Annotated in this window: 22 protein-coding genes; 10 read left to right on the top strand and 12 right to left on the bottom strand. The window is 37.6% G+C overall.

Translation table 11 applies throughout. The features are described from left to right. Nucleotides 1-4: 4 nt before the first annotated feature. From K9M53_RS02395 to K9M53_RS02355, 9 genes are all read right to left on the bottom strand, one after another. Nucleotides 5-1,192 (bottom strand): THUMP domain-containing class I SAM-dependent RNA methyltransferase, encoded by a 1,188-nt coding sequence (locus K9M53_RS02395; protein WP_224017646.1) that lies wholly within the window; start codon nucleotides 1,190-1,192, stop codon nucleotides 5-7. Nucleotides 1,193-1,227: 35 nt separating this feature from the next. Further along, entirely contained in the window at nucleotides 1,228-2,100 is an 873-nt protein-coding gene (gene rfbD, locus K9M53_RS02390) for a dTDP-4-dehydrorhamnose reductase (protein ID WP_224017644.1), read from the bottom strand. Between the two features lie 3 nt (nucleotides 2,101-2,103). Further along, nucleotides 2,104-2,661 (bottom strand): dTDP-4-dehydrorhamnose 3,5-epimerase, encoded by a 558-nt coding sequence (gene rfbC / locus K9M53_RS02385; RefSeq protein WP_224017642.1) that lies wholly within the window; start codon nucleotides 2,659-2,661, stop codon nucleotides 2,104-2,106. Between the two features lie 56 nt (nucleotides 2,662-2,717). Then, on the bottom strand, nucleotides 2,718-3,707 hold the full coding sequence (locus K9M53_RS02380; protein ID WP_224017640.1) for an SDR family oxidoreductase: 990 nt from the start codon (nucleotides 3,705-3,707) through the stop codon (nucleotides 2,718-2,720). A 48-nt stretch (nucleotides 3,708-3,755) separates the two neighbouring features. Then, complete coding sequence (locus K9M53_RS02375) at nucleotides 3,756-5,045, bottom strand: nucleotide sugar dehydrogenase (RefSeq protein WP_224017638.1); 1,290 nt, start codon at nucleotides 5,043-5,045, stop codon at nucleotides 3,756-3,758. Between the two features lie 98 nt (nucleotides 5,046-5,143). Continuing rightward, nucleotides 5,144-6,127, bottom strand: coding sequence for a UDP-glucuronic acid decarboxylase family protein (locus tag K9M53_RS02370; RefSeq protein WP_224017637.1), 984 nt, complete (start codon nucleotides 6,125-6,127; stop codon nucleotides 5,144-5,146). 23 nt (nucleotides 6,128-6,150) lie between these two features. Then, a complete protein-coding gene (locus K9M53_RS02365) occupies nucleotides 6,151-7,461 on the bottom strand; it encodes a UDP-glucose dehydrogenase family protein (RefSeq protein WP_224017636.1) in 1,311 nt (436 codons plus the stop codon). Between the two features lie 7 nt (nucleotides 7,462-7,468). After that, nucleotides 7,469-8,599 carry a DegT/DnrJ/EryC1/StrS family aminotransferase gene (locus K9M53_RS02360; protein WP_224017635.1) on the bottom strand — a complete coding sequence of 377 codons (1,131 nt, stop codon included), beginning with the start codon at nucleotides 8,597-8,599 and terminating at the stop codon, nucleotides 7,469-7,471. Nucleotides 8,600-8,793: 194 nt separating this feature from the next. Beyond that, the gene (locus K9M53_RS02355) at nucleotides 8,794-9,540 is read right to left on the bottom strand and encodes a hypothetical protein (protein WP_224017634.1); all 747 of its coding nucleotides are present in this window, start codon (nucleotides 9,538-9,540) and stop codon (nucleotides 8,794-8,796) included. Nucleotides 9,541-9,648: 108 nt separating this feature from the next. On the opposite strand from K9M53_RS02355, the gene K9M53_RS02350 reads away from it, so the two are divergent. The 6 genes from K9M53_RS02350 to K9M53_RS02325 all read left to right on the top strand — a co-directional run bounded on the left by K9M53_RS02350 (nucleotide 9,649) and on the right by K9M53_RS02325 (nucleotide 14,291). Beyond that, nucleotides 9,649-10,218 carry a thymidine kinase gene (locus K9M53_RS02350; protein WP_224017633.1) on the top strand — a complete coding sequence of 190 codons (570 nt, stop codon included), beginning with the start codon at nucleotides 9,649-9,651 and terminating at the stop codon, nucleotides 10,216-10,218. Between the two features lie 73 nt (nucleotides 10,219-10,291). Beyond that, the gene (locus tag K9M53_RS02345) at nucleotides 10,292-10,948 is read left to right on the top strand and encodes a heme exporter protein CcmB (protein WP_224017632.1); all 657 of its coding nucleotides are present in this window, start codon (nucleotides 10,292-10,294) and stop codon (nucleotides 10,946-10,948) included. A 46-nt stretch (nucleotides 10,949-10,994) separates the two neighbouring features. Next, complete coding sequence (gene ccsA / locus K9M53_RS02340; protein ID WP_224017631.1) at nucleotides 10,995-11,669, top strand: cytochrome c biogenesis protein CcsA; 675 nt, start codon at nucleotides 10,995-10,997, stop codon at nucleotides 11,667-11,669. Beyond that, nucleotides 11,662-11,883 carry a CcmD family protein gene (locus K9M53_RS02335; RefSeq protein ID WP_224017629.1) on the top strand — a complete coding sequence of 74 codons (222 nt, stop codon included), beginning with the start codon at nucleotides 11,662-11,664 and terminating at the stop codon, nucleotides 11,881-11,883. The genes ccsA and K9M53_RS02335 overlap by 8 nt, the downstream gene beginning before the upstream one ends. A gap of 93 nt (nucleotides 11,884-11,976) precedes the next feature. Next, a complete protein-coding gene (locus tag K9M53_RS02330) occupies nucleotides 11,977-13,395 on the top strand; it encodes a Glu/Leu/Phe/Val family dehydrogenase (protein WP_224017627.1) in 1,419 nt (472 codons plus the stop codon). 710 nt (nucleotides 13,396-14,105) lie between these two features. Next, nucleotides 14,106-14,291 (top strand): hypothetical protein, encoded by a 186-nt coding sequence (locus tag K9M53_RS02325; protein ID WP_224017625.1) that lies wholly within the window; start codon nucleotides 14,106-14,108, stop codon nucleotides 14,289-14,291. Nucleotides 14,292-14,833: 542 nt separating this feature from the next. On the opposite strand, the gene K9M53_RS02320 is transcribed toward K9M53_RS02325, so the two are convergent. Both K9M53_RS02320 and K9M53_RS02315 read right to left on the bottom strand, forming a co-directional pair. Next, nucleotides 14,834-16,534 carry an OmpA family protein gene (locus K9M53_RS02320; RefSeq protein WP_224017623.1) on the bottom strand — a complete coding sequence of 567 codons (1,701 nt, stop codon included), beginning with the start codon at nucleotides 16,532-16,534 and terminating at the stop codon, nucleotides 14,834-14,836. Nucleotides 16,535-16,722: 188 nt separating this feature from the next. Next, a complete protein-coding gene (locus tag K9M53_RS02315) occupies nucleotides 16,723-17,193 on the bottom strand; it encodes a hypothetical protein (protein WP_224017621.1) in 471 nt (156 codons plus the stop codon). A gap of 212 nt (nucleotides 17,194-17,405) precedes the next feature. Between K9M53_RS02315 and K9M53_RS02310 the strand changes: the two genes are divergently transcribed. Then, the gene (locus K9M53_RS02310) at nucleotides 17,406-18,041 is read left to right on the top strand and encodes a hypothetical protein (protein ID WP_224017619.1); all 636 of its coding nucleotides are present in this window, start codon (nucleotides 17,406-17,408) and stop codon (nucleotides 18,039-18,041) included. Between the two features lie 43 nt (nucleotides 18,042-18,084). Continuing rightward, on the top strand, nucleotides 18,085-18,267 hold the full coding sequence (locus tag K9M53_RS02305; RefSeq protein WP_224017617.1) for a hypothetical protein: 183 nt from the start codon (nucleotides 18,085-18,087) through the stop codon (nucleotides 18,265-18,267). 76 nt (nucleotides 18,268-18,343) lie between these two features. Here the strand turns inward: K9M53_RS02305 and K9M53_RS02300 are convergent, their stop codons facing one another. Continuing rightward, a complete protein-coding gene (locus tag K9M53_RS02300) occupies nucleotides 18,344-18,958 on the bottom strand; it encodes a hypothetical protein (protein ID WP_224017615.1) in 615 nt (204 codons plus the stop codon). A 508-nt stretch (nucleotides 18,959-19,466) separates the two neighbouring features. Between K9M53_RS02300 and K9M53_RS02295 the strand changes: the two genes are divergently transcribed. Both K9M53_RS02295 and K9M53_RS02290 read left to right on the top strand, forming a co-directional pair. Beyond that, nucleotides 19,467-19,703, top strand: coding sequence for a hypothetical protein (locus K9M53_RS02295; protein ID WP_224017613.1), 237 nt, complete (start codon nucleotides 19,467-19,469; stop codon nucleotides 19,701-19,703). 14 nt (nucleotides 19,704-19,717) lie between these two features. Next, entirely contained in the window at nucleotides 19,718-20,476 is a 759-nt protein-coding gene (locus K9M53_RS02290) for an HNH endonuclease (RefSeq protein WP_224017611.1), read from the top strand. Nucleotides 20,477-20,540: the final 64 nt, after the last annotated feature.

Genomic DNA, 20,540 nt, shown 5'->3' with positions numbered 1-20,540 from the left:
TTTTTTATGTAGAAGGTACATCTTCCTTAGATTGTCTTTTTGTACCGCTATACAATTCATATTCAAACAAACGGCAATCAATTTTACTGGTAAAAAATTCAATGCGGCGACTGGGTTTTAATCCTATTTTTTTTGCCAGTTCCAGGTTACCGGTAAAAATATATCCTGTATAACCTTTACAATGCTGTTTCATAAAATCGCCCATGCGGGCATATATAGCCTGCAAGGCAGTTTCTTCCCCTAACCTTTCGCCATATTCAGGGTTAAAGAAAATTACCCCCGGTTCATTTGCAGGAATAGATGTGTCGCCAAAATCACAAACAGCAAAATCGATCATATCTGCAACACCTGCTGCGCCGGCATTTATTTTTGAAACATTGACAGCATCTGTACTTAGATCCGTTGCTACGATCTTTAAACCAGGTACAGCAATTATTTTTTCAGTTAGCCGTGTACGTTGGATTGCGTAAAAACTTTCATCATATCCTATTAAATGCATGAATGCATAATTGGAACGATATAAGCCGGGCATACGGTTGGTTGCCAATAAAGCGGCTTCTATTGCTAGTGTGCCAGAGCCACACATTGGATTTACAAAAGCAGATCTTCTATCCCATTTTGTTGCCAATAAAGTTGAAGCTGCTAAAGATTCCAGCATCGGCGCTCTTCCCGGAATCCTTCTATAGCCATGTTTTGATAATGTTTCACCGGAAGTATCTATAAAAACTTCTACGTAAGATTCTTTCCAATACAAATGGATAACAGTCTTATCTAATTCCGGGCCGGAGTTAGGACGTTTACCTGTTTTATTTCTAAACCTGTCAACAATAGCATCCTTTACTTTTACATTCGCAAATAGAGAATTATTAATGGTAGGATTGCTTACATTACTTGTTATTGAAAAATAGCCGTCGCCGCTGAAAATATTTTCCCATTCAAACTGAAACAATACTTTATATAACGTATCGGCATTATAGGCTTCAAATTCTTTTATTGAAAATAACACCTGGCTGGCGCAGCGTAGGTTCAGGTTAAGCAGAATGCAATCATTCAGCGTTCCTTTTAATTCTACACCTGTTTTGAAGATACGAACAGGTGTAAACCCCAATTCAGCGATCTCTTGTTGCAGGTATGGCGATAACCTATTACTACACGTAACAATAATGCGGCTTTTGGTTTTAAATAACTCCATGTAAAATTGAAATTACATCTAAATTATTTATTCGCTTAAGCGGTTGTCGTTAAGATTGCAAGACATTTTTTCAGACTTTCTTTCCATTCAGGAACACCCACTCCAAATGTTTGCTGAATTTTAGTAGTATCCAGCAATGAATAAGCAGGACGCTTTGCCGGTGTAGGAAATTGTGAAGTAGGAATTGGATTCACAATGCAATTACTTCCAATCAGCTCTTTAATAGCAATTGCAAAATCGTACCAAACAATATTACCTGAATTACTATAATTGAAGATTGAATATTGTGTGTTAAATGCTGAGCGTTTTTCTACTATCGTCATGATAGCTGCAGCCAGGTCTGCTGCATATGTCGGGCATCCACGCTGATCATTCACCACATTAATACTTTCTCTTTCTTTCATCAACCGCATCATGGTTTTTACAAAGTTGTTACCAAAGGAGGAATACACCCACGATGTGCGAATAATAATTGTATCCGGATTATTCTTAAATGCGAGCTCCTCACCTTTCAATTTAGATGCACCGTAAATACCAATAGGATTTACAGTCCTGTCTTCTTTGATCGGTTCTGTGGCTGTTCCATCAAAAACATAATCCGTAGAAACATGAATAAATTTGGCAGCATGTTGTTTGCAAACGGCAGCTAGATTCCCTACTGCCTCACCATTTATTAAAAATGCATTTTCAATATCGCTCTCTGCTTTATCTACGGCAGTGTAAGCGGCACAGTTAATGCAATGATCAATTTTATTTTCATTAAAATAATTTGTTACTGCATCCAGATCGCCAATGGATAATTCATTACGTGTAACAAATAAAAAATCATATTGAGGATAACCTGCAGACAATACACGCAATTCATTCCCTAATTGTCCGTTGGCGCCGGTGACTAAAATTGTAGGCATAAATTATTCAAAAGAAAAATTGTTTACACAATCAGCTAATAAAGGATGCTGCAGATCTCTATCTGCAACAAGAGCTTTATCGGCAGGGATTCTCCAATCTATTTGTAATACAGGATCATTATATACGATCCCCCCTTCGCTTTGTTTACTATACAAGCCATCGCACTTATAGGATACTTCAGCCGTTTCACTGATCACAGAATATCCATGCGCAAATCCTCTTGGTACTAATAATTGCTTTTTATTTTCCGCAGATAATTCTATTGCAAAAGACTTACCGTATGTGGGAGAGCCTTTGCGAATATCTACCACTGCATCTATGATAGCACCGCTCAATACCCTGATTAATTTTGTTTGTGCATGTGGATTTAACTGGTAATGCAAACCACGTATAACTCCATAAGTAGATCTTGCCTGGTTATCCTGAACAAACTTCATGGTTACACCTGCATCTGCAAATGTTTTCTCGTTATAACTCTCAAAGAAATAACCACGGTTATCGCCATGAACAGTTGGTTCATAAATCAGCAAACCGGGAATATCTGTTTTTGTAAAGCCCATTTTTAAATTAAAAATTTATAATTAAGAATGAATAATTTTTCAATTCGAAGGAATTATTAATTAGTATAGAGTTGTTTAAAATATTCGATCGTCTCTACCAACCCTTCTTCAAATTTTTTTGTTGGCTGATAGCCGAGCAATTTTTTAGCCAATGAAATATCTGCTAAAGAATTTCTGATATCTCCTGCTCTTGGTTCTCTAAATGTTGCTTCAAAATCGCTTTTTAAATATTCTTTGCAGGCATTATACAAATAATTGATAGAAAAATTTTCTCCAATGGCTACATTATACACTTTATTGAATGCTTCATCATTATCGGTTAACATCCCTAAGATATTTATCTGCAAAGCATTTTCAACAAAAGTAAAATCTCTTGTTTGTTCTCCATCTCCATTAATATAAACAGGTGTTCTGTTCAAAATACCTTTTACAAATAATGGAATAACGGCTGCATAAGGTCCATCGGGATCCTGTCGTGGACCAAAAATATTAAAGTAGCGGAAACCGATTATTTTAAGTCCATACACTTTTGCAAAAACATCTGCATATAATTCGTTTGCTTTTTTACTTACCGCATAAGGTGATAAGCAATTTCCAACCTTAGTTTCTTCTTTTGGCAAAGAAGGTTCATCTCCATACACCGATGATGATGATGCATATACGAATTGCTTTACATTATTATCAACAGCTGCCTTTAAAATATTTACAAAGCCTCCAACATTTACATCATTTGTATAAAACGGTTCTTTTATAGAGCGAGGAACAGAACCCAGGGCTGCCTGATGACTTATTGCATCAATTCCTTGACAAGCTTTTTGGCAGGTTTCTAAATCTCTTATATCACCTTCTACAAATTCAAATGCAGGATATGCGGAAAGTATGTTAAGATTTGTTTTAAAACCATTCACCATGTTATCCAACACACGAACTTTTTTGGCACCATTGCTTAATAAATATTCAGCGATATGAGCACCAATAAAGCCTGCGCCTCCTGTAACTAAAAATGAAAGCTGACCTAAATCTTTTGTATGAAACGTTTGACCCATTGTGCAAAGTTGTAATTACGAATCAGCAAAGTGCTAGATTTATAATTTTTATAAACTCCAATAAACTCTATTACTTATTTTATTACGATATATTCCTTTAAGATCAGCAATGATTGCTTTTTGTTTCGTAATACTATTGAAATAATCTTCACCCTTACTTTTAAAATCATTATGCGGCACCGCTATGATCACAGCGTCGTAATCGTTCGCTAAAGACGATGTTAATTCAAAGCCATATTCATGCTGCAATTCTTCGCTATCCGCATGAGGATCTGTAACATGTACATTCAATGAGTACGATTTTAATTCATTCACCACATCTGCCACTTTTGAATTACGTATGTCACTTACATTTTCTTTAAATGTAGCACCCATCACCAACACTTTAGCCTCTTTAACATTGCCATCATTCTGAATGATGTGTTGCAATACTTTCTTCGCCACATGCGCCGCCATACCATCATTAATAGAACGACCCGCTAAAATAACCTGGCTGTCGTACCCTAATTTTTTTGATTTGTAAGTAAGGTAATAAGGATCAACTCCAATACAATGTCCACCAACTAAACCAGGTTGAAATTTTAAGAAATTCCATTTAGTACCGGCAGCTTCCAATACTTCATAAGTGTTTATATTCATTTTATCAAAGATGATAGATAACTCATTCATCAATGCAATATTCAGATCACGTTGTGTATTTTCAATGATCTTGGCCGCTTCGGCTACTTTAATAGAAGATGCTTTATGTACTCCGGCAGTAACAACCAGTTCATATACTTTTGCAATTACGTCCAATGATTCATCATCGCAACCACTTACTACTTTTATGATCTTTGCAAGGGTATGCTCTTTATCGCCCGGATTTATTCTTTCAGGAGAATATCCTGTTTTAAAATCTTTTATATTTTTTAAGCCTGATAATTTTTCAATGATCGGCAAACAATCTTCTTCTGTACATCCAGGATATACGGTACTTTCAAATACTACATAATCTCCTTGCTTAATTACTTTACCAACAGTTTCGCTGGCTTTAGTAACCGGAGTAAGATCAGGTAAATTATTTTTATCGACTGGTGTAGGCACTGCTGCAATAAAGAAAGATGCCTGCTTTAAAACTTCCAGGTCATTTGTAAATTCAATATCACAACCATCAAACGCTTCTTTTTTCAACTCCTGGCTTGGGTCAATGCCTTGCTTCATCATGTCAATACGCTTTGCATTAATATCAAAACCAATAACCTTAATCTTTTTGGCAAATTCTAATGCAATTGGTAACCCCACGTAACCTAATCCAATTACAGCTAATTTCTTTTTTTTATCTAAAAGCTCCTGATACATTTAATTTACTTTAGCTATAAGAAACAAGCTGCAAGCTACAAGAAGAAGTTTTAATATTAAAACTTATCCCTTATAGCTTGCAGCTTTAAGCCTTTATTCTATTTTCTGCTTTCAAACTCTTTCGGCATTTTATACAACTCTTCGTTGGGTAACGATTTAAAATACTCATACGTTATTTTTAATCCCTCTGCTCGTTTTACTTTGGGTTCCCAACCTAATATTGCCTTTGCCTTACTGATCTCCGGCTGACGTTGTTTAGGATCATCTTTAGGTAATGGCTTGTAAACAATCTTTTGAGTAGTGCCTGTTAGTTTGATAATTTCTTCCGCAAAATCTTTCAACGAAATCTCGTCAGGATTACCAACGTTTACAGGATCAACACAATCACTTAGCAACAAACGGTAAATACCTTCTACCAGATCATCTACATAACAAAAACTTCTTGTTTGGCTGCCGTCTCCAAATACCGTTAGATCTTCACCTCGTAAAGCCTGACCAATGAACGCAGGCAGTGCTCTTCCGTCATTGAGTCGCATACGTGGTCCATATGTATTGAATATACGAACGATCCTTGTTTCTACTCCGTGAAAAGTATGATATGCCATAGTAATCGCTTCCTGGAAACGTTTTGCTTCGTCATACACACCACGCGGACCAACAGGATTTACATTTCCCCAATACTCTTCTTTTTGCGGATGCACTAATGGATCGCCATAGATCTCACTTGTGCTCGCAACTAATATTCGTGCGCCTTTTGCTTTTGCCAATCCCAAACAATTATGCGTTCCCAATGAACCAACTTTTAATGTTTGAATAGGAATTTTTAAATAATCGATAGGACTTGCAGGAGATGCAAAATGCATTATATAATCTATATGCCCCGGAACATGAATGAATTTGGAAACGTCGTGATTGTAAAATTCAAACTCTTTTAATTTAAAAAGATGTTCAATATTTCTCAGGTCGCCGGTTATTAAATTATCCATCCCTACAACATCATACCCTTCTTTAATGAATCGGTCACAAAGATGTGAACCCAAAAAACCAGCTGCACCTGTTACTAAAACTCTTTTATTTGCCACTATATAAAATTAAAGTTGATAAATTATTTTACTACTTTTCTTCCAATGCTTTCATAATGAAAGCCCAGTTGTTCCATTTGCGCAAGGTCGAACAAGTTTCTACCATCGAAAATAACTTTGTTCTTCAATAAAGAAACTATTTTATCAAATTCCGGTGTTCTGAATTCACTCCATTCTGTTGCAATCACTAATGCATCCGCATCTTTCAATGCATCGTATTGAGTTTCTTCAAAGCTGATCTTATTGCCAAATATTTGTTTTACATTTTCCATTGCTTCAGGATCAAATGTAGCAACAGTAGCGCCTGCTTTCAATAATTCTTCAATGATGTATAAAGCCGGTGCTTCACGGATATCATCTGTATTCGGTTTAAAAGCCAACCCCCACAATGCGATCTTCTTTCCTTTCAGATCGTTGTTGAAGTATGCTTTTATCTTAGGCAACAAATGTAGTTTCTGACGGTGGTTCACATCCATCACCGCTTTTAATATCTGGAAATCGTAATTAACTTCCTGCGATGATTTTTCCAATGCCTGAACATCTTTAGGGAAACAGCTTCCGCCATAACCAATACCCGGAAATAAAAATCGTTTACCAATGCGTTCATCACTGCCAATTCCTTTACGTACCAGATCAACATCAGCACCTAAGCGTTCACATAATTGTGCGATCTCATTCATGAACGTGATCTTAGTTGCCAGGAAAGAGTTCGCTGCATATTTGGTTAACTCTGCAGACCTTTCATCCATAAAAATAATTGGATTACCCTGGCGAACAAACGGCGCATACAGATCGTTCAATATTTTTTTAGCACGTTCAGATTCAGTACCGATCACTACTCTATCGGGTTTCATAAAATCATCCACGGCTACTCCTTCGCGTAAAAATTCAGGATTGCTCACTACATCAAAATCAACTTTTATATTTTTTGCAATTGCGGCATGTACTTTTTCTGCAGTACCTACAGGCACTGTACTTTTATCTATAATTACTTTATAGTCGGTTAAAATTTTCCCTAAATGATCAGCAACTCCTAAAATATATTTCAGATCAGCACTACCATCTTCACCGGGAGGTGTAGGCAATGCCAGGAAAACAATTTTGGCATCTTTGATACCTTCTTCCAAAGAAGTAGTAAAATGTAATCTCCCTTCTTTTTGATTTCTTAAAAACAACTTTTCCAATCCGGGTTCATAAATGGTCATTTTACCCGATTGTAATTTATCTACTTTGCTTTTATCAATGTCCACACAAGTAACAGTGTTACCGGTTTCTGCAAAGCAGGTACCTGTTACCAATCCAACATAACCTGTTCCAACTACTGAAATTTTCATACTTATTTTATTTATTTATAAATTCTAATACTTTACTTACAATAAACGTTTGTTGTTCTTCATCCAGTTCGGTATGTATTGGCAGTGAGATCACTTTTTCAGTTAACCAATCGGTAACGGGTAAGTGATAATCACTTCCACCAAACGTTTCGAACATTTTTTGTTTATGGCAAGGAACAGGGTAATAAATCATGGATGGAATACCATTGTCTGCAAGATATTGATGCAACTCATCTCTGTTAACAGTATTTACCAGCAACGTGTATTGATGAAAAACGTGATTGCTGTATGCTGCTCTGTAAGGTATGGTGATGGCTGAATTGCCGGAAAAAGCTTTGTCATAAAATGCCGCCGCTTTTCTTCTTGCATCAATATATTCGTCAAGGTGTTTTAGTTTTATATCCAAAATAGCTGCCTGAATAGCATCTAATCTTGAATTACATCCCACCATGTCATGATAATAGCGTTTTGCCTGTCCATGTATTGCTATCATTTTTAATCTGTTAGCTAACGCATCATCATTAGTAAATATTGCGCCGGCATCGCCATAAGCGCCTAAATTTTTTGAAGGATAGAAAGATGTACAGCCGATATGCCCAATACTTCCGGTCTTTTTTTTGCTGCCATTTGCAAAAGTATAATCACAACCTATTGCCTGTGCATTATCTTCAATTACGTATAAGTTATGTTTTTGTGCGATAGCCATTATAGCCTCCATATTAGCGGCATGACCATATAAATGGACCGGAATGATGGCTTTTGTTTTGGGAGTGATGGCTTTTTCTAATGCTGCAGGATCAATGCAAAAAGTTTCTTTATCTACTTCAACAAAAACAGGCTTTAATTTTAAGAGGGCTGCTGCTTCTACAGTAGCAATGTAAGTAAAAGAGGGAGTAATCACCTCATCGCCGGGCTGTAGCTCCAATGCCATCATGGAAATTTGCAAAGCATCTGTTCCGTTGGCACATGGAATTACATGTTTAACTTCATTGTATTTCGCTAAATTATCTGCAAAGTCATTTACCACTTTACCACCAATAAATTGCGAGCTTTCCAAAACTCCAATTACAGCAGCATCTACTTCCTGCTTAATTTTTTGATACTGCGTTTTTGTGTCCACCATCTGCAATGGCCTCATATATCGTACAATTTATTATGTCTGCTTTTTATCCGGCAGGCGCAAAGATAATGATTGAAAAAGTAATATATGACATATTCAAAAAGATGTAAATCGATATTGGGAATTTGAAATTTTCCTGTAGACTTTCGGGAATTTTAATCACAAATAATGCGGAGCAATTTGCGTTGATAGGGGTAATCAACGGAATGGGCTTATGTAAAGCGTCTTTTGATAAGCTGATCAAACTGTTTTACTGTATCGCTTTCTATCCAACCCAATTTTGTTTTTAACTCCCGGCGAATCCAATATTCGGCTTCAGCCAGAATAGAAAAGCTATTGATGGTTTTAATACTGCGCTCGTACATTGCCTCATCACCCCTGAACAGTTCATTGATAAATAAAAAACGATCATTTATTCCAATGGCTTTCTTGAGGTCTTTGATACCGGACTCATTAAACTTTTCGCTTAGCTCGATTTTATTGATCTTAAGTTTATCGTTCAATGATTCTGTACTGATATTTTGCTCGTTAACTTCTTTTTTTTCGATGGCAGTAGCGGGTTGTGGAGCAGGAATATGTTGTGCCAGGGTTGGAATATCGTCATCATTTCCTTCAAACAATAATTGCGGACGGCTCTGCGAACCGATCTTTTGCTTAGCAGCAGCATTACGTTTAATTTCCTCCAGTTCAGCTTCGATCTCTGCTTCATCTACCTGTAATACCTGGATGATCTTTTCTTCTTCGGCAGGCTTTGCAGCAGGTGTAATTGCCACAGGTGCTGTTGTTTCAACTATATTTAAAGGCATGGAAACCGTTACCGAACCTTCCTGACCCGCTGCTTGTTGTAAATGCAATAATTCATGCTGCAACATTTGTACAGTCAATAACAATTGTGCCGCATCGGCACCATTGGTAAATTGTTGTTGTAATTTCTGTAAAAGTGTTTCCACTCTTTCCATACCCTCTTAATTATTTGTTGCTGATAAATTTGGTTTTGATGTGTGGTTCAAAACCGCAATCTTTGTAAATAACGCTTAAAGTTACAAACTGTATTTAAAATATTGTAAATGTTTATTGAACCAAATTTAAAGCCGGGGCGCCGCGGGTGGATCGAAGTGATCTGCGGAAGTATGTTCAGCGGTAAAACAGAAGAGTTGATACGCCGATTAAAACGTGCCAAGATCGCCAACTTAAAAGTAGAGATATTTAAACCGGCTATTGATGTACGTTATGATGAAGAGAAGATCGTTAGTCATGATACCAATGCTATTCACTCTACCCCTGTAAAGAATTCAAAAGAAATTTTGTTATTGGCACACGATGTAGAAGTGGTGGGCGTTGATGAAGCGCAATTTTTAGATGATAATATTGTAGAAGTTTGCGAACAGCTGGCGTTAAAAGGCGTTCGGGTTATAGTAGCAGGACTGGACATGGATTTCCAGGGAAAACCCTTTGGACAAATTCCTAACTTATTGTCTGTTGCCGACTACATTACTAAAGTGCATGCTATTTGCGTAAAGTGCGGGAATATTGCCAACATCAGCTATCGCAAAACTGCTAATGAAGAACAGGTTTTATTAGGTGCTAAAGATGTATATGAACCAAGGTGCAGAACCTGCTATAATTTGAAAGACTGATACAATAAGCTCCAGATCACAAATAGCTAATTCCAAATTTAATTCCTGAATTAAAATACCTTTTATAGTAGGAATGACAAAGAGAGTGATTGCATTATTAAAAAAAGACCTGTTGCTTGAGCTAAGGCAAAAACATACCTTGTATGGCATTCTATTATATGTTGCTTCTACCATTTTTGTTCTATACTTATCCGTTAGTAAACCCGAAGCCAATGTATGGAACGGGCTTTTCTGGATAATACAATTATTCGTTTGTGTAAATGCTGTAGCTAAAAGCTTTTTACAGGAAAGCCGTGGCAGGATGTTATACTTCTACTCTATTACCGGCGCAAAGGAATTCATTATAGCCAAGCTTATTTACAATATTATTTTAATGCTGTTGATGAGCTTACTAAGCTTATTATTGTTTTTCATCTTATTAAAAAATCCATTAGCTGATGCCGGGCAATTTATTGCCATTGTTTGCCTGGGCGCCTTTAGCTTAAGCCTGGTATTTACTTTACTGGCAGCAATAGCCGCCAAAGCACAGCAAAATGCAGCATTAATGGCAATTTTAGGATTTCCCTTGATCATTCCGCAGCTGTTATTATTAATACGCCTTTCAAAAGCTGCATTTGGCGAGGTTTTTAGAGCGGGGGCTGTAACACAAATAACATTATTACTGGCAGCATTGAACATTATGGTAATTGCATTGTCGATAATTCTTTTTCCTTTTTTATGGAAAGATTAATTGCTGCAATAATGCATGAGTTCCTAATTTTGCATTCTATTATTGTATGAACAAATCTTGGTGGAAAATATTAGCTGCAGTATTATTACTCTACACATTCACAGCCGGCTTTTTAATACATGTTCCGGATATTGGTAATTTAAGACAGACTATCCGCAACCTTTTCTTTCATGTGCCTATGTGGTTTGCACAAATGATATTGCTGGGTATTTCATTGGTTTATTCCATGATGTACCTATACAGTTCTAATCTTAAACATGATATTTATGCTTCAGTATTTGCCCAAACAGGCATCCTGCTTGGTTTTTTAGGCCTATTCACCGGCATGATCTGGGCAAACTATACCTGGGGCGCTCCCTGGAGTAATGATCCCAAACAGATGTGCGTAGCTATTGCACTGCTTATTTATTTAGCTTACCTGGTATTGCGCAGCTCCATGACGGATATTGACAAGCGTGCTAAAGTAAGCGCCGTGTATAACATCTTTGCTTATTTTATTTATGTGCCTTTGATAATGATCTTACCAAGAATGGTAGAATCTTTACACCCCGGTGGTAAAGGTGTACAGGGTAACCCCGGCTTAAACGGCGCCGACCTCGATGCTACCATGCGACTTGTTTTTTGGCCTGCTGTTATCGGCTGGACCTTATTGGGCGTTTGGATAAGCACCCTCAGCATACGAATCCAATTACTAAGAGATAAAAGTTTAATTCATGCGTAACAGATCTTTACAATTGCTATTATTAGTTTGTAGTTTATTCATAACCGTTATGGCCAATGCACAGGCAGCACAACCGGTAGAAGACACGATGCGCAGCAGCGGAAAAATTTACGTGGTAATGGCAATTTGTATTACTATCTTAGTAGGACTGATCCTATACGTAATAAGTATCGACAGAAAAATAAGTAAACTAGAAAAAAACGAACAGCCGTGAAACGTCAATCGTGAAAACTAATGCAACGCTGAATGTTTGATCACGTCTCACGTTTCACATAAAAAAACGATTGCCTCACTAAATATCTTTTTTATGCCAGCACCAGAGTATAGTTTCCTCGACGACGTAAACAAAAGTTTTGATAAAGCCGCACAGCTTACCAATTGGGACAAAGGAATTCTTCAACAAATAAAAGCCTGCAACAGCGTATATCGTATGCGTTTCCCTATTAAACGGGATAATGGAACCATTGAAGTAATTGAAGCGTATCGTGTACAGCATAGCCAGCATAAATCACCTTGTAAAGGAGGTATCCGCTTTAGCGAATTTGTAAACCAGGATGAAGTAATGGCATTGGCCAGCTTGATGACCTACAAATGCGCTATTGTAAATGTTCCCTTTGGTGGTGCTAAAGGAGGTATCAAGATCAACCCAAAAAATTACAGTGTGTATGAATTGGAGAAGATCACCCGTCGTTATACATCAGAATTAATAAAGAAAAATTTTATAGGCCCGGGCATTGATGTTCCTGCTCCTGATTATGGAACAGGCGAAAAAGAAATGTCGTGGATAGCTGATACTTATTTATCGCTACGTCCCGGCGAAATTGATGCATTGGGTTGTGTTACCGGAAAGCCTGTATCGCAAGGTGGTGTACGCGGACGTAAAGAAGCAACAGGACTGGGTGTTTTCTTTGGTATCCGTGAAGTGTGCAATATGCCCGAAGTAATGGATAAGATCAAATTGCCATTAGGCATTGAAGGAAAGAAAGTAGTAGTACAGGGTTTAGGAAACGTGGGTTATCATACTGCAAAATTTTTCCGCGAACATGACGCTAAAGTAATTGCATTGGCAGAATATGAAGGCGCTATTTACAATGCTGATGGATTGAATGAAGAAGATGTATTTCAACATCGGAATAAAACAAAATCAATTTTAAATTTTCCCGGCGCTACCAATATTACCAATACTGCTGATGCATTGGAACTGGAATGTGATATTTTAATTCCTGCTGCTTTGGAAAATGTTATCAATGCCGAGAATGCACCACGCATCAAAGCAAAGATCGTTGGTGAAGCAGCGAACGGACCTTGTACGCCTGATGCAGATGAAATATTTGCTAAAAAAGGAATTGTTTGTGTGCCGGACATGTACTTGAACGCCGGCGGTGTTACGGTTAGTTATTTTGAATGGTTAAAAAACCTTAGCCATGTCCGCTATGGTCGTTTGGAAAAACGTTTTACTGAAAACTTAAATGCACATATCTTATCTCAAATAGAAGAACTAAGCGGTAAAAAGGTAAGCGAGCTAGAACGCAATTTCATTCATCATGGACCAGAAGAAGTTGACCTGGTGCATAGCGGTTTGGAAGAAACCATGATCACTTCTACAAGAGAGATCATTGATGTATGGCATAGTAATCCTGCTATAACCGATATGCGTACGGCTGCTTTTGTCAGCGCTATTAATAAAGTAGCTACTACATATGTTGAGCTGGGAATATTTCCTTAATTATGTATCTTATTTGTTGTTGGTCAGGTGACTATCAACGGACAAGGCTGCTATACGCAGCCTTTTGTATTTTACACTACTGTGATCTGTGCTTTAAAAATTCTATTCTTAAACTTGAAGAGTATATTTTATAAGACCGTCTTCGACCAGCTCAGACTGACACTCTACTATTTGATAAAGAAACACACAACTTTCTTCGCATCTTCACCAGTAACTGCATAAGGCGCCTCTTTTGCTTCGGTATCGGCGCAGGCGGGATTGAAAAAATGCACAGCATATTTTTTCAAAGAAGCAAAAGCAGCGCCGGTGCAGTTACGCAGCCACGCCGGCTGCGGAGGCGAAAAACTTTAAAGCTTAAGCGTTATCATAAATCATAGTTCTCTTCTATTACTTTTTTTGCGGAAAAAAAGTAACGCAAAAAAGCCGCCGACAAACGATGACGGCCCGTTTGTCGGTGGGTTCCCTGATTAAACGGTAGTACTACTGTGGCTTCGACATTAGTAATTCTATTCTTAGACTTGAAGAGAGTATATTTTATTAGACCGTCTTCGACTAGCTCAGACTGACACTCTACTATTCGATAAATAAACACATAACTTTCTTCACATCTTCACCAGTCTGTAAACTATACTTTGGTAATTCTATTGTTAGGATTGAAGTGTATATTTTATAAGACCGTCTTCGACTAACTCAGACTGACACTCTACTATTTGATAAAGAAACACACAACTTTCTTCCCATCTTCACCAGTAACTGCAGTAGGCGCCTCTTTTGGTTCGGTATCGCCGCAGGCGGGATTGAAAAAATGCGCAGCATATTTTTTCAAAGAAACAAAAGCAGCGCCGGTGCAGTTACGCAGCCACGCCGGCTGTGGAGGCGAAAACTTTAAAGCTTAAGCGTTATCATAAATCATAGTGCTCTTATGTTACTTTTTTTGCGGAAAAAAAGTAACCAAAAAAGCCGCCGACAAACGATGACAGCCCGTTTGTCGGTGGGTTCCCTGATTAAACGGTAGTACTACTGTGGCTTCGACATTAGTAATTCTATTCTTAGACTTGAAGAGAGTATATTTTATTAGACCGTCTTCGACTAGCTCAGACTGACACTCTACTATTTGATAAAGAAACACCAACTCTCTTCCCATCTTCACCAGTCTGTAAACTATACTTTGGTAATTCTATTGTTAGGATTGAAGTGTATATTTTATAAGACCGTCTTCGACTAGCTCAGACTGACACTCTACTATTTGATAAAGAAACACACAACTTTCTTCGCATCTTCCCTAGTCTGTAAACTATACTTTGGCAATTCTATTGTTAGGCTTGAAGTGTATATTTTATAAGACCGTCTTCGACTAGCTCAGACTGACAGCTTTTTAATTTGAAGTGTTGTTAACCTTCTAAAAATGCGATGGCAATATTATAATAGCAATCTCTAATTATTTATTCAACGTTTTTAAATATGCTAAGAACTTCTCTAATGGAATTGTTTCTAATTGAGGTGTTATGGTTTGTGCGCCAGTAGTAATATCCAATATCTGTACCTGTACTTTTCCTTTTGGTGCATTGGTATTTATTATTAAAAGATAAGCTTCCTCATCTACCGGTATGAATGGAAATACAAATTGATCTTTTAGTTTTCTGCTCGCCGGAATAATGGTACGTCGGTTCTTAAATACCAGCTTACAATCGGTATAATCAGATGGCGCAAGGTTGACATAAATAGTTTTCAGCTTATCTTCCGGCACTTTCGTCATCCAGTCTATATTACTCCAACCGGTTTGCGATACTGCATATACATTGTATTGCAATTGGTTTATATCGCGGTAATTGATGGGGTTACCGTTCTGCTGCATACGCATCAAAGACATTTCCAAATACTTTTCCTTAAACAACGAATCTTTTATAGCATATTCTTTTTTCAGTAACTCCAGCAAGGCATTGCAGGGAGCTTTTGCAATAGCACTATCAGAGGGCAATCGAATCTCCGGCATATCATTCTGTGCCTTTTGATATAAGCTTCTTATCGAATCCTGCAAAGCCTGGCTTTGATTTGCAAATCCTGCCGCAATCGCTCTTTTTGTTGCAGCAGCGGTTTGCCGCTTGTTTCGTCTGCACGAAAAATAATCTCTTGCTGATTGTCTTTTTACATCGCTGAACCAGCCGGACATCCATTTACCAATGCCGCAAAAAACCAATGAGCAATGAGAACAATCATCAACGTATATCACTTTATCCTGCCATCCTCCGCATTTTTTAAACAGGTCTGCAGGAATGGGCAGTATTGTTTGTGAAGTGCTATCGGTGCCCTTCCAATCAAAATGACCCAATGTACTGTCCCAATCTCCTTTATATATTTTATTACCGTTATTGGGTGCATCCGTTGGCGACATGATCACATAATTACTGCCTTGCTTTAACTGCAACAAGTTGTCTCCACACTTGAATTGCACATTCACCATTGATTGAGACACCAAAATATTATCACCGGAAACAGTAGTTAAATTCTCTGCTACAATATCATCTTTATACAAAGCTTCTTTTACCTCTACCGTTATACAAGGCGCACAGCCATAGCCTTCCGGCAGTTGAATGCTGTTGGCTTTGATATAAATAAGTGTGCCGTGTTTGGCTACTAAAATGGTATCTCTATCATTGCTGATACAAAAGCGATCGGGGTTCAGTTTCGTTGCCTCAAACAATTGCTTTATAGTTAACAAAGCAGGAGATGCATATACCGATATCTCTGCCCGGCGGTTCATCATCTTTCCCTGTATAGTATTATTGCTTTCTACCGGGTCTGCTTTGCCCAGCCATTTTGCTGTTATGGAGAATGCACTATTGTTTTCTGCCTGAAAGAACGTTAACCAATTAACTACATCTGTTGCTCTTTTTTTACTTAGCTCAATATTGTATGCATCATTTCCTGTTGCATCGGTATAACCGGTTATAGCAATGCTGTCTATTTTTCCTGTTTGCCTGTAAGTATTCAATATTGCTTCAAACGCTTCTTTTGACTGCTCTGTTACAGTAAACGAATCGGAAGGAAAATAAACGATGTATTTAAACGAAGCTTTTGTTTGCGCAGTTAAGCTGTAGCAGCAACAAAAAAGGATAAGTGTTAAAAGATAACGGTTCATATTTTCAAATATATACTACTTCCTGTATAAGAGAAGCTCAATATATAGAACTGTGCAAGAGATAAAGAGGGTTGGGTAGACTGCTGTTTTTTTTTGTTAGTGGCGCATAAAGCAGCATCTTAGATCTGTTCATGCTATTGCACAAAAAAGCCGCTGTTAACAGCGGCTTTTATTATTTCTTCTCAACACTAATATTCCAGTTCTCCGTCACCGGTAGTTTTGCCAAGCGAACCTGCGCCTGCAAAATGCTCTACCTCTATGGTTGGTACATCTACAATAACATTTCCATTCCCATCAACCGTTACTGTCGCCATTACATCACCGGACCCTGTACTCAAGTAAACATCGTTGGCTCCCACATTGAACTCCACTGCCAGTTCATTACTTGCCAATGTATTATTACCGGCTTTGGTTTCGCTTACTACCTTGTAAGTGCCGGCGGTTGCAGGAATAGCTGAAAAGAATACCTGCATGGAATTTGAGTTTGTTCCGTTAGCCCTTACTTGTGTAGTTCCATCTTTTACCACATTAGTGGATGTATAAGTGTCTGTACCAACATGCCATGTGGCAGTAGTAATACCAAATGCCTCTTTTGCTTTTGAACAAGAAAAGAGCATCAACACTAAAACGGGATAAGTAACCATCAATGTTTTTTTCATAATAAAGTTGTTTTATCAAATATAACAGGCAAGCGTTGCTAAACCAAGCGATACAAAAATTATGTAACAAGTGCGTGTTATTATATTAAGCCGTATCGATCATTAAGAACACCTATTTAACTTGTATTCATACACGATGATCAATAAAATCGATCGCTGTAAACATATTATTCGCTTTGTTTCATTGTACATTTGATCATAAATTTTTAGTTATGAGAAATGGCATAGTGCTTTTATTGCTACAGGTTATGATATCCCCTGTATTGCTGGCGCAAAATGTTGGCGTAGGCACTACTACCCCATCGGAAAAGCTGGATGTGAACGGTGCAGTAAAAGTTGGCAACACTTCTACCGTATATGCACCGGGTGCTATTAAATACGATGGATCAGAATTAAAAGGGAATGAAGCAGGTGTTTGGAAATCGCTGGTTTCTTCAGGCACTACATTTAGCTTTGGCACGTTTACTTCTACTGTGCGCAACCAGGAAGTACCTACTAACGACAGCTTTGTGGTTACGGATGCAGGACAATACCTTGTTATATTAACCAGCTATATGTCGAACACACAAAACTACTCCGGTAGTGTTTTTGATACGCATGGCTATATTTATTTAAACCGCAAAGGCAGCCATATCTATAGTCATCATGCTGCTGCAAACAGTATGGAAATATATGAAGGCGGCTATACCTACAGCATGGTACCTGCGGAGTGGCCGGAGATAGCTACTGTTTATTTTGATACGGGTGATGTTATTAAAGCCAGTGCTTTGTTTACTACTTATGGTACTCCGTTGCCTACTTCTTCCTGGAGCTTTAGTATGAATGTGATATTGGTAAAGCTGCAATAGAAAACAATCATCGTTATTACCGGTGGTAATATTCTTTTTACAGATGCCTGCTTTCTCTTTACCGGCGGCTGCTTTCTTTTTACCGGCGGCTGCTTTCTTTTTACGGGAGCAAAAAACCAAATTACCGGTGGCTACTTTCTTTTTGCCGACACAAACATTCTCTTTGCCGACGCTTACTTTCTCTTTACCGCAGCGAATATTCTTATTACCGGCGTCAACATACTAAAAGAGGGTGGAAATATTCTTTCCACCCTCTTTTACTTTTTAGCTGATCTTTTACTCTTCAAGGTCCAGGTTCAACTTTAATTGGAATGTTTGAATTGGATGCTGCTTAACTGCTTATACTCCCGCGATGTTGCATTGTAAACACTTTTTACATAATCTTTTACGTCAGCCACTGTATCGATAATGCCTGTTTTAGCAGCATATAACCGGCGATCTCTTTCTATCATAGCATTGCTCCATTCTGTAATGGCATCTACCACTGCATCATTTGCCGTGGTAAAATTGCCGGATAATGCAATTAATGAGCTTGTTTGCAATTCTACTTCATTCGGTATATAATTGGATTGCTGTTTTAGCAATTCAACTAACTTATCAAAATGATCTACCAAATTATCAAAGCTTTGCTGTGATGCGGAGATCTTTTTTGGTACGGGCGTATCCGGAGTGGCAGGTGTTTCGGGTGTTTCATCTTTGGAGGCTTTTTTTCCCTGTAGTTTCCCGTTGATGGTCTTTGCATTCTCAACAACCCCTTCATCCACATCGCAGCCTGCGAGTGCATTCACTATCCTGGTGCATAGTTTCCTGATGGGCGTAAAAATGTCCTTGCGTGCATTGGTAGCATTGTCTACCGTTGTCTTGGTTGCTTTTACCTGCTTTAATGCGTCTGCTGCATTGGCTAGCTGTGTTTCCAACGTTGCTATTTTTAATGCTGCTTTTGAAGGATTGTACTTAGCGCCATAGCCTTTAAAAATGAAAGTAATGTTTTAAAATTCGCTACGTTTTTGGTGTGACCGGTTTCGGATGTTGATGCCATAGTTTTCAGTTTTTAAGATAAAAAAATTATTTACTTAAAAATATAAATGGAGAGGCATGATAATTATCGATGGTTTGTTAAAGTGATGAAGGTTTTAAAGATTTAGATTGATAAATGTTGAGGATGTAGTGGTATGAAGCAAGATGCTTGATGTAGGATAATTATTTGTTAGATATTCTCTATTTACTTTTTTGTCTTGAAACAAAAAAGTAACAAAAAAATTCAAGGCAGGAACGATGACGGCCCGTTCCTGCCGGATAGCTATGTGGAGCTTGGGTGCTACTGTGGCTTCGGCAGTGGTAATGCTACTCTTAGATTTATAGAGTATTCATTTAAATCAATTTTAGATAGAATTGTTAGCTTTATCTCTTATACAAATGTATTTTATGAGAAAAGATAAAACATACTCTTTGTGTGAGACAGTTGCAGACATTGCATACATCGCAGGAGAAAGAAATTATTACTGTGCTGATAGCAGAAAGAAAGTTGCTGATTTTATAACATGGGCAAAAGAATTTGAAAAGATGTATGAGAAAATACAGTGGGGTATCAATTCTGAGGTAGAGTATATTGACGCGATATATCTATTTGCTGATTACAAGATAAAACTACACCAATCATAATGAAAGAAGGTCAGATGCTTTGGACCAGAAACGAGTTAGTATTAGCAATAAATCTTTATTGCAAACTACCATTTGGTAAAATGCATAAAAGCAATCCAGAAGTTATAAAGTTTGCAAATCTTATTGGCAGAACACCTTCATCGGTGGCATTAAAATTAGGCAACCTTGCAAGTTTTGATCCTACTTTAAAAGAGAGAGGAATTAAGGGCGCATCCAATGCAAGTAAGCTTGACAAACAAGTTTGGGATGAATTCTATAATAATTGGGATGCTGCATTGCTTGAAAGTGAGAAATTATTAGCTAAAGAAAAGAAGACAACCATTGTTAAATTGAATCATGTAGATATTTCAGATATTACTAAAGAAGGATTAGATAAAGAAAGATTAATTAAAACGAGAGTAAATCAATGCATTTTTAGAACAATGATATTGGCAACGTATAACAACACTTGTTGCATTACTGGCATTGATAATACTGACCTATTAATTGCCAGCCATATTGTTCCTTGGAGCAAAGACAGTAAGAATAGATTGAACCCAACCAATGGCATTTGCTTAAATGCCTTGCATGATAGGGCTTTTGATAAAGGTTTAATTACAATTAGTGCGAAAGATTATACTATCAAAGTTTCTTCAAAATTGAAAGGCAAGAATATTGTTGATAGTATAGATACTAATTTTTTAAAGTTAGAAGGAATGGAAATTAATCTCCCGGATAAATTTTTACCTGCTAAAGAGTTTTTGAAAGTGCACAATGATTATTTTAAGGCTTGACGGACTGATTATTACAAGCTGCTTATTTGTTATTTAAGCAAGGTATAGAGAATTAGCAACTAGG

The organism is Ferruginibacter albus, from assembly GCF_020042285.1.
GTDB lineage: Bacteria > Bacteroidota > Bacteroidia > Chitinophagales > Chitinophagaceae > Ferruginibacter > Ferruginibacter albus.
This window is presented reverse-complemented; position numbering and strand designations above follow the sequence as displayed.

Bases quoted from the DNA above. Each gene is read 5' to 3' on its own strand.
- K9M53_RS02350 (WP_224017633.1), top strand. From the start codon at position 9,649: ATGTTTATTGAACCAAATTTAAAGCCGGGGCGCCGCGGGTGGATCGAA.
- K9M53_RS02305 (WP_224017617.1), top strand. From the start codon at position 18,085: ATGCCTGCTTTCTCTTTACCGGCGGCTGCTTTCTTTTTACCGGCGGCT.
- K9M53_RS02310 (WP_224017619.1), top strand. From the start codon at position 17,406: ATGAGAAATGGCATAGTGCTTTTATTGCTACAGGTTATGATATCCCCT.
- K9M53_RS02375 (WP_224017638.1), bottom strand. From the start codon at position 5,045: ATGTATCAGGAGCTTTTAGATAAAAAAAAGAAATTAGCTGTAATTGGA.
- K9M53_RS02360 (WP_224017635.1), bottom strand. From the start codon at position 8,599: ATGAGGCCATTGCAGATGGTGGACACAAAAACGCAGTATCAAAAAATT.
- K9M53_RS02380 (WP_224017640.1), bottom strand. From the start codon at position 3,707: ATGGGTCAAACGTTTCATACAAAAGATTTAGGTCAGCTTTCATTTTTA.
- K9M53_RS02295 (WP_224017613.1), top strand. From the start codon at position 19,467: ATGAGAAAAGATAAAACATACTCTTTGTGTGAGACAGTTGCAGACATT.
- K9M53_RS02365 (WP_224017636.1), bottom strand. From the start codon at position 7,461: ATGAAAATTTCAGTAGTTGGAACAGGTTATGTTGGATTGGTAACAGGT.
- K9M53_RS02355 (WP_224017634.1), bottom strand. From the start codon at position 9,540: ATGGAAAGAGTGGAAACACTTTTACAGAAATTACAACAACAATTTACC.
- K9M53_RS02320 (WP_224017623.1), bottom strand. From the start codon at position 16,534: ATGAACCGTTATCTTTTAACACTTATCCTTTTTTGTTGCTGCTACAGC.
- K9M53_RS02330 (WP_224017627.1), top strand. From the start codon at position 11,977: ATGCCAGCACCAGAGTATAGTTTCCTCGACGACGTAAACAAAAGTTTT.
- K9M53_RS02315 (WP_224017621.1), bottom strand. From the start codon at position 17,193: ATGAAAAAAACATTGATGGTTACTTATCCCGTTTTAGTGTTGATGCTC.
- rfbD (WP_224017644.1), bottom strand. From the start codon at position 2,100: ATGCCTACAATTTTAGTCACCGGCGCCAACGGACAATTAGGGAATGAA.
- K9M53_RS02335 (WP_224017629.1), top strand. From the start codon at position 11,662: ATGCGTAACAGATCTTTACAATTGCTATTATTAGTTTGTAGTTTATTC.
- ccsA (WP_224017631.1), top strand. From the start codon at position 10,995: ATGAACAAATCTTGGTGGAAAATATTAGCTGCAGTATTATTACTCTAC.
- K9M53_RS02290 (WP_224017611.1), top strand. From the start codon at position 19,718: ATGCTTTGGACCAGAAACGAGTTAGTATTAGCAATAAATCTTTATTGC.
- K9M53_RS02395 (WP_224017646.1), bottom strand. From the start codon at position 1,192: ATGGAGTTATTTAAAACCAAAAGCCGCATTATTGTTACGTGTAGTAAT.
- rfbC (WP_224017642.1), bottom strand. From the start codon at position 2,661: ATGGGCTTTACAAAAACAGATATTCCCGGTTTGCTGATTTATGAACCA.
- K9M53_RS02345 (WP_224017632.1), top strand. From the start codon at position 10,292: ATGACAAAGAGAGTGATTGCATTATTAAAAAAAGACCTGTTGCTTGAG.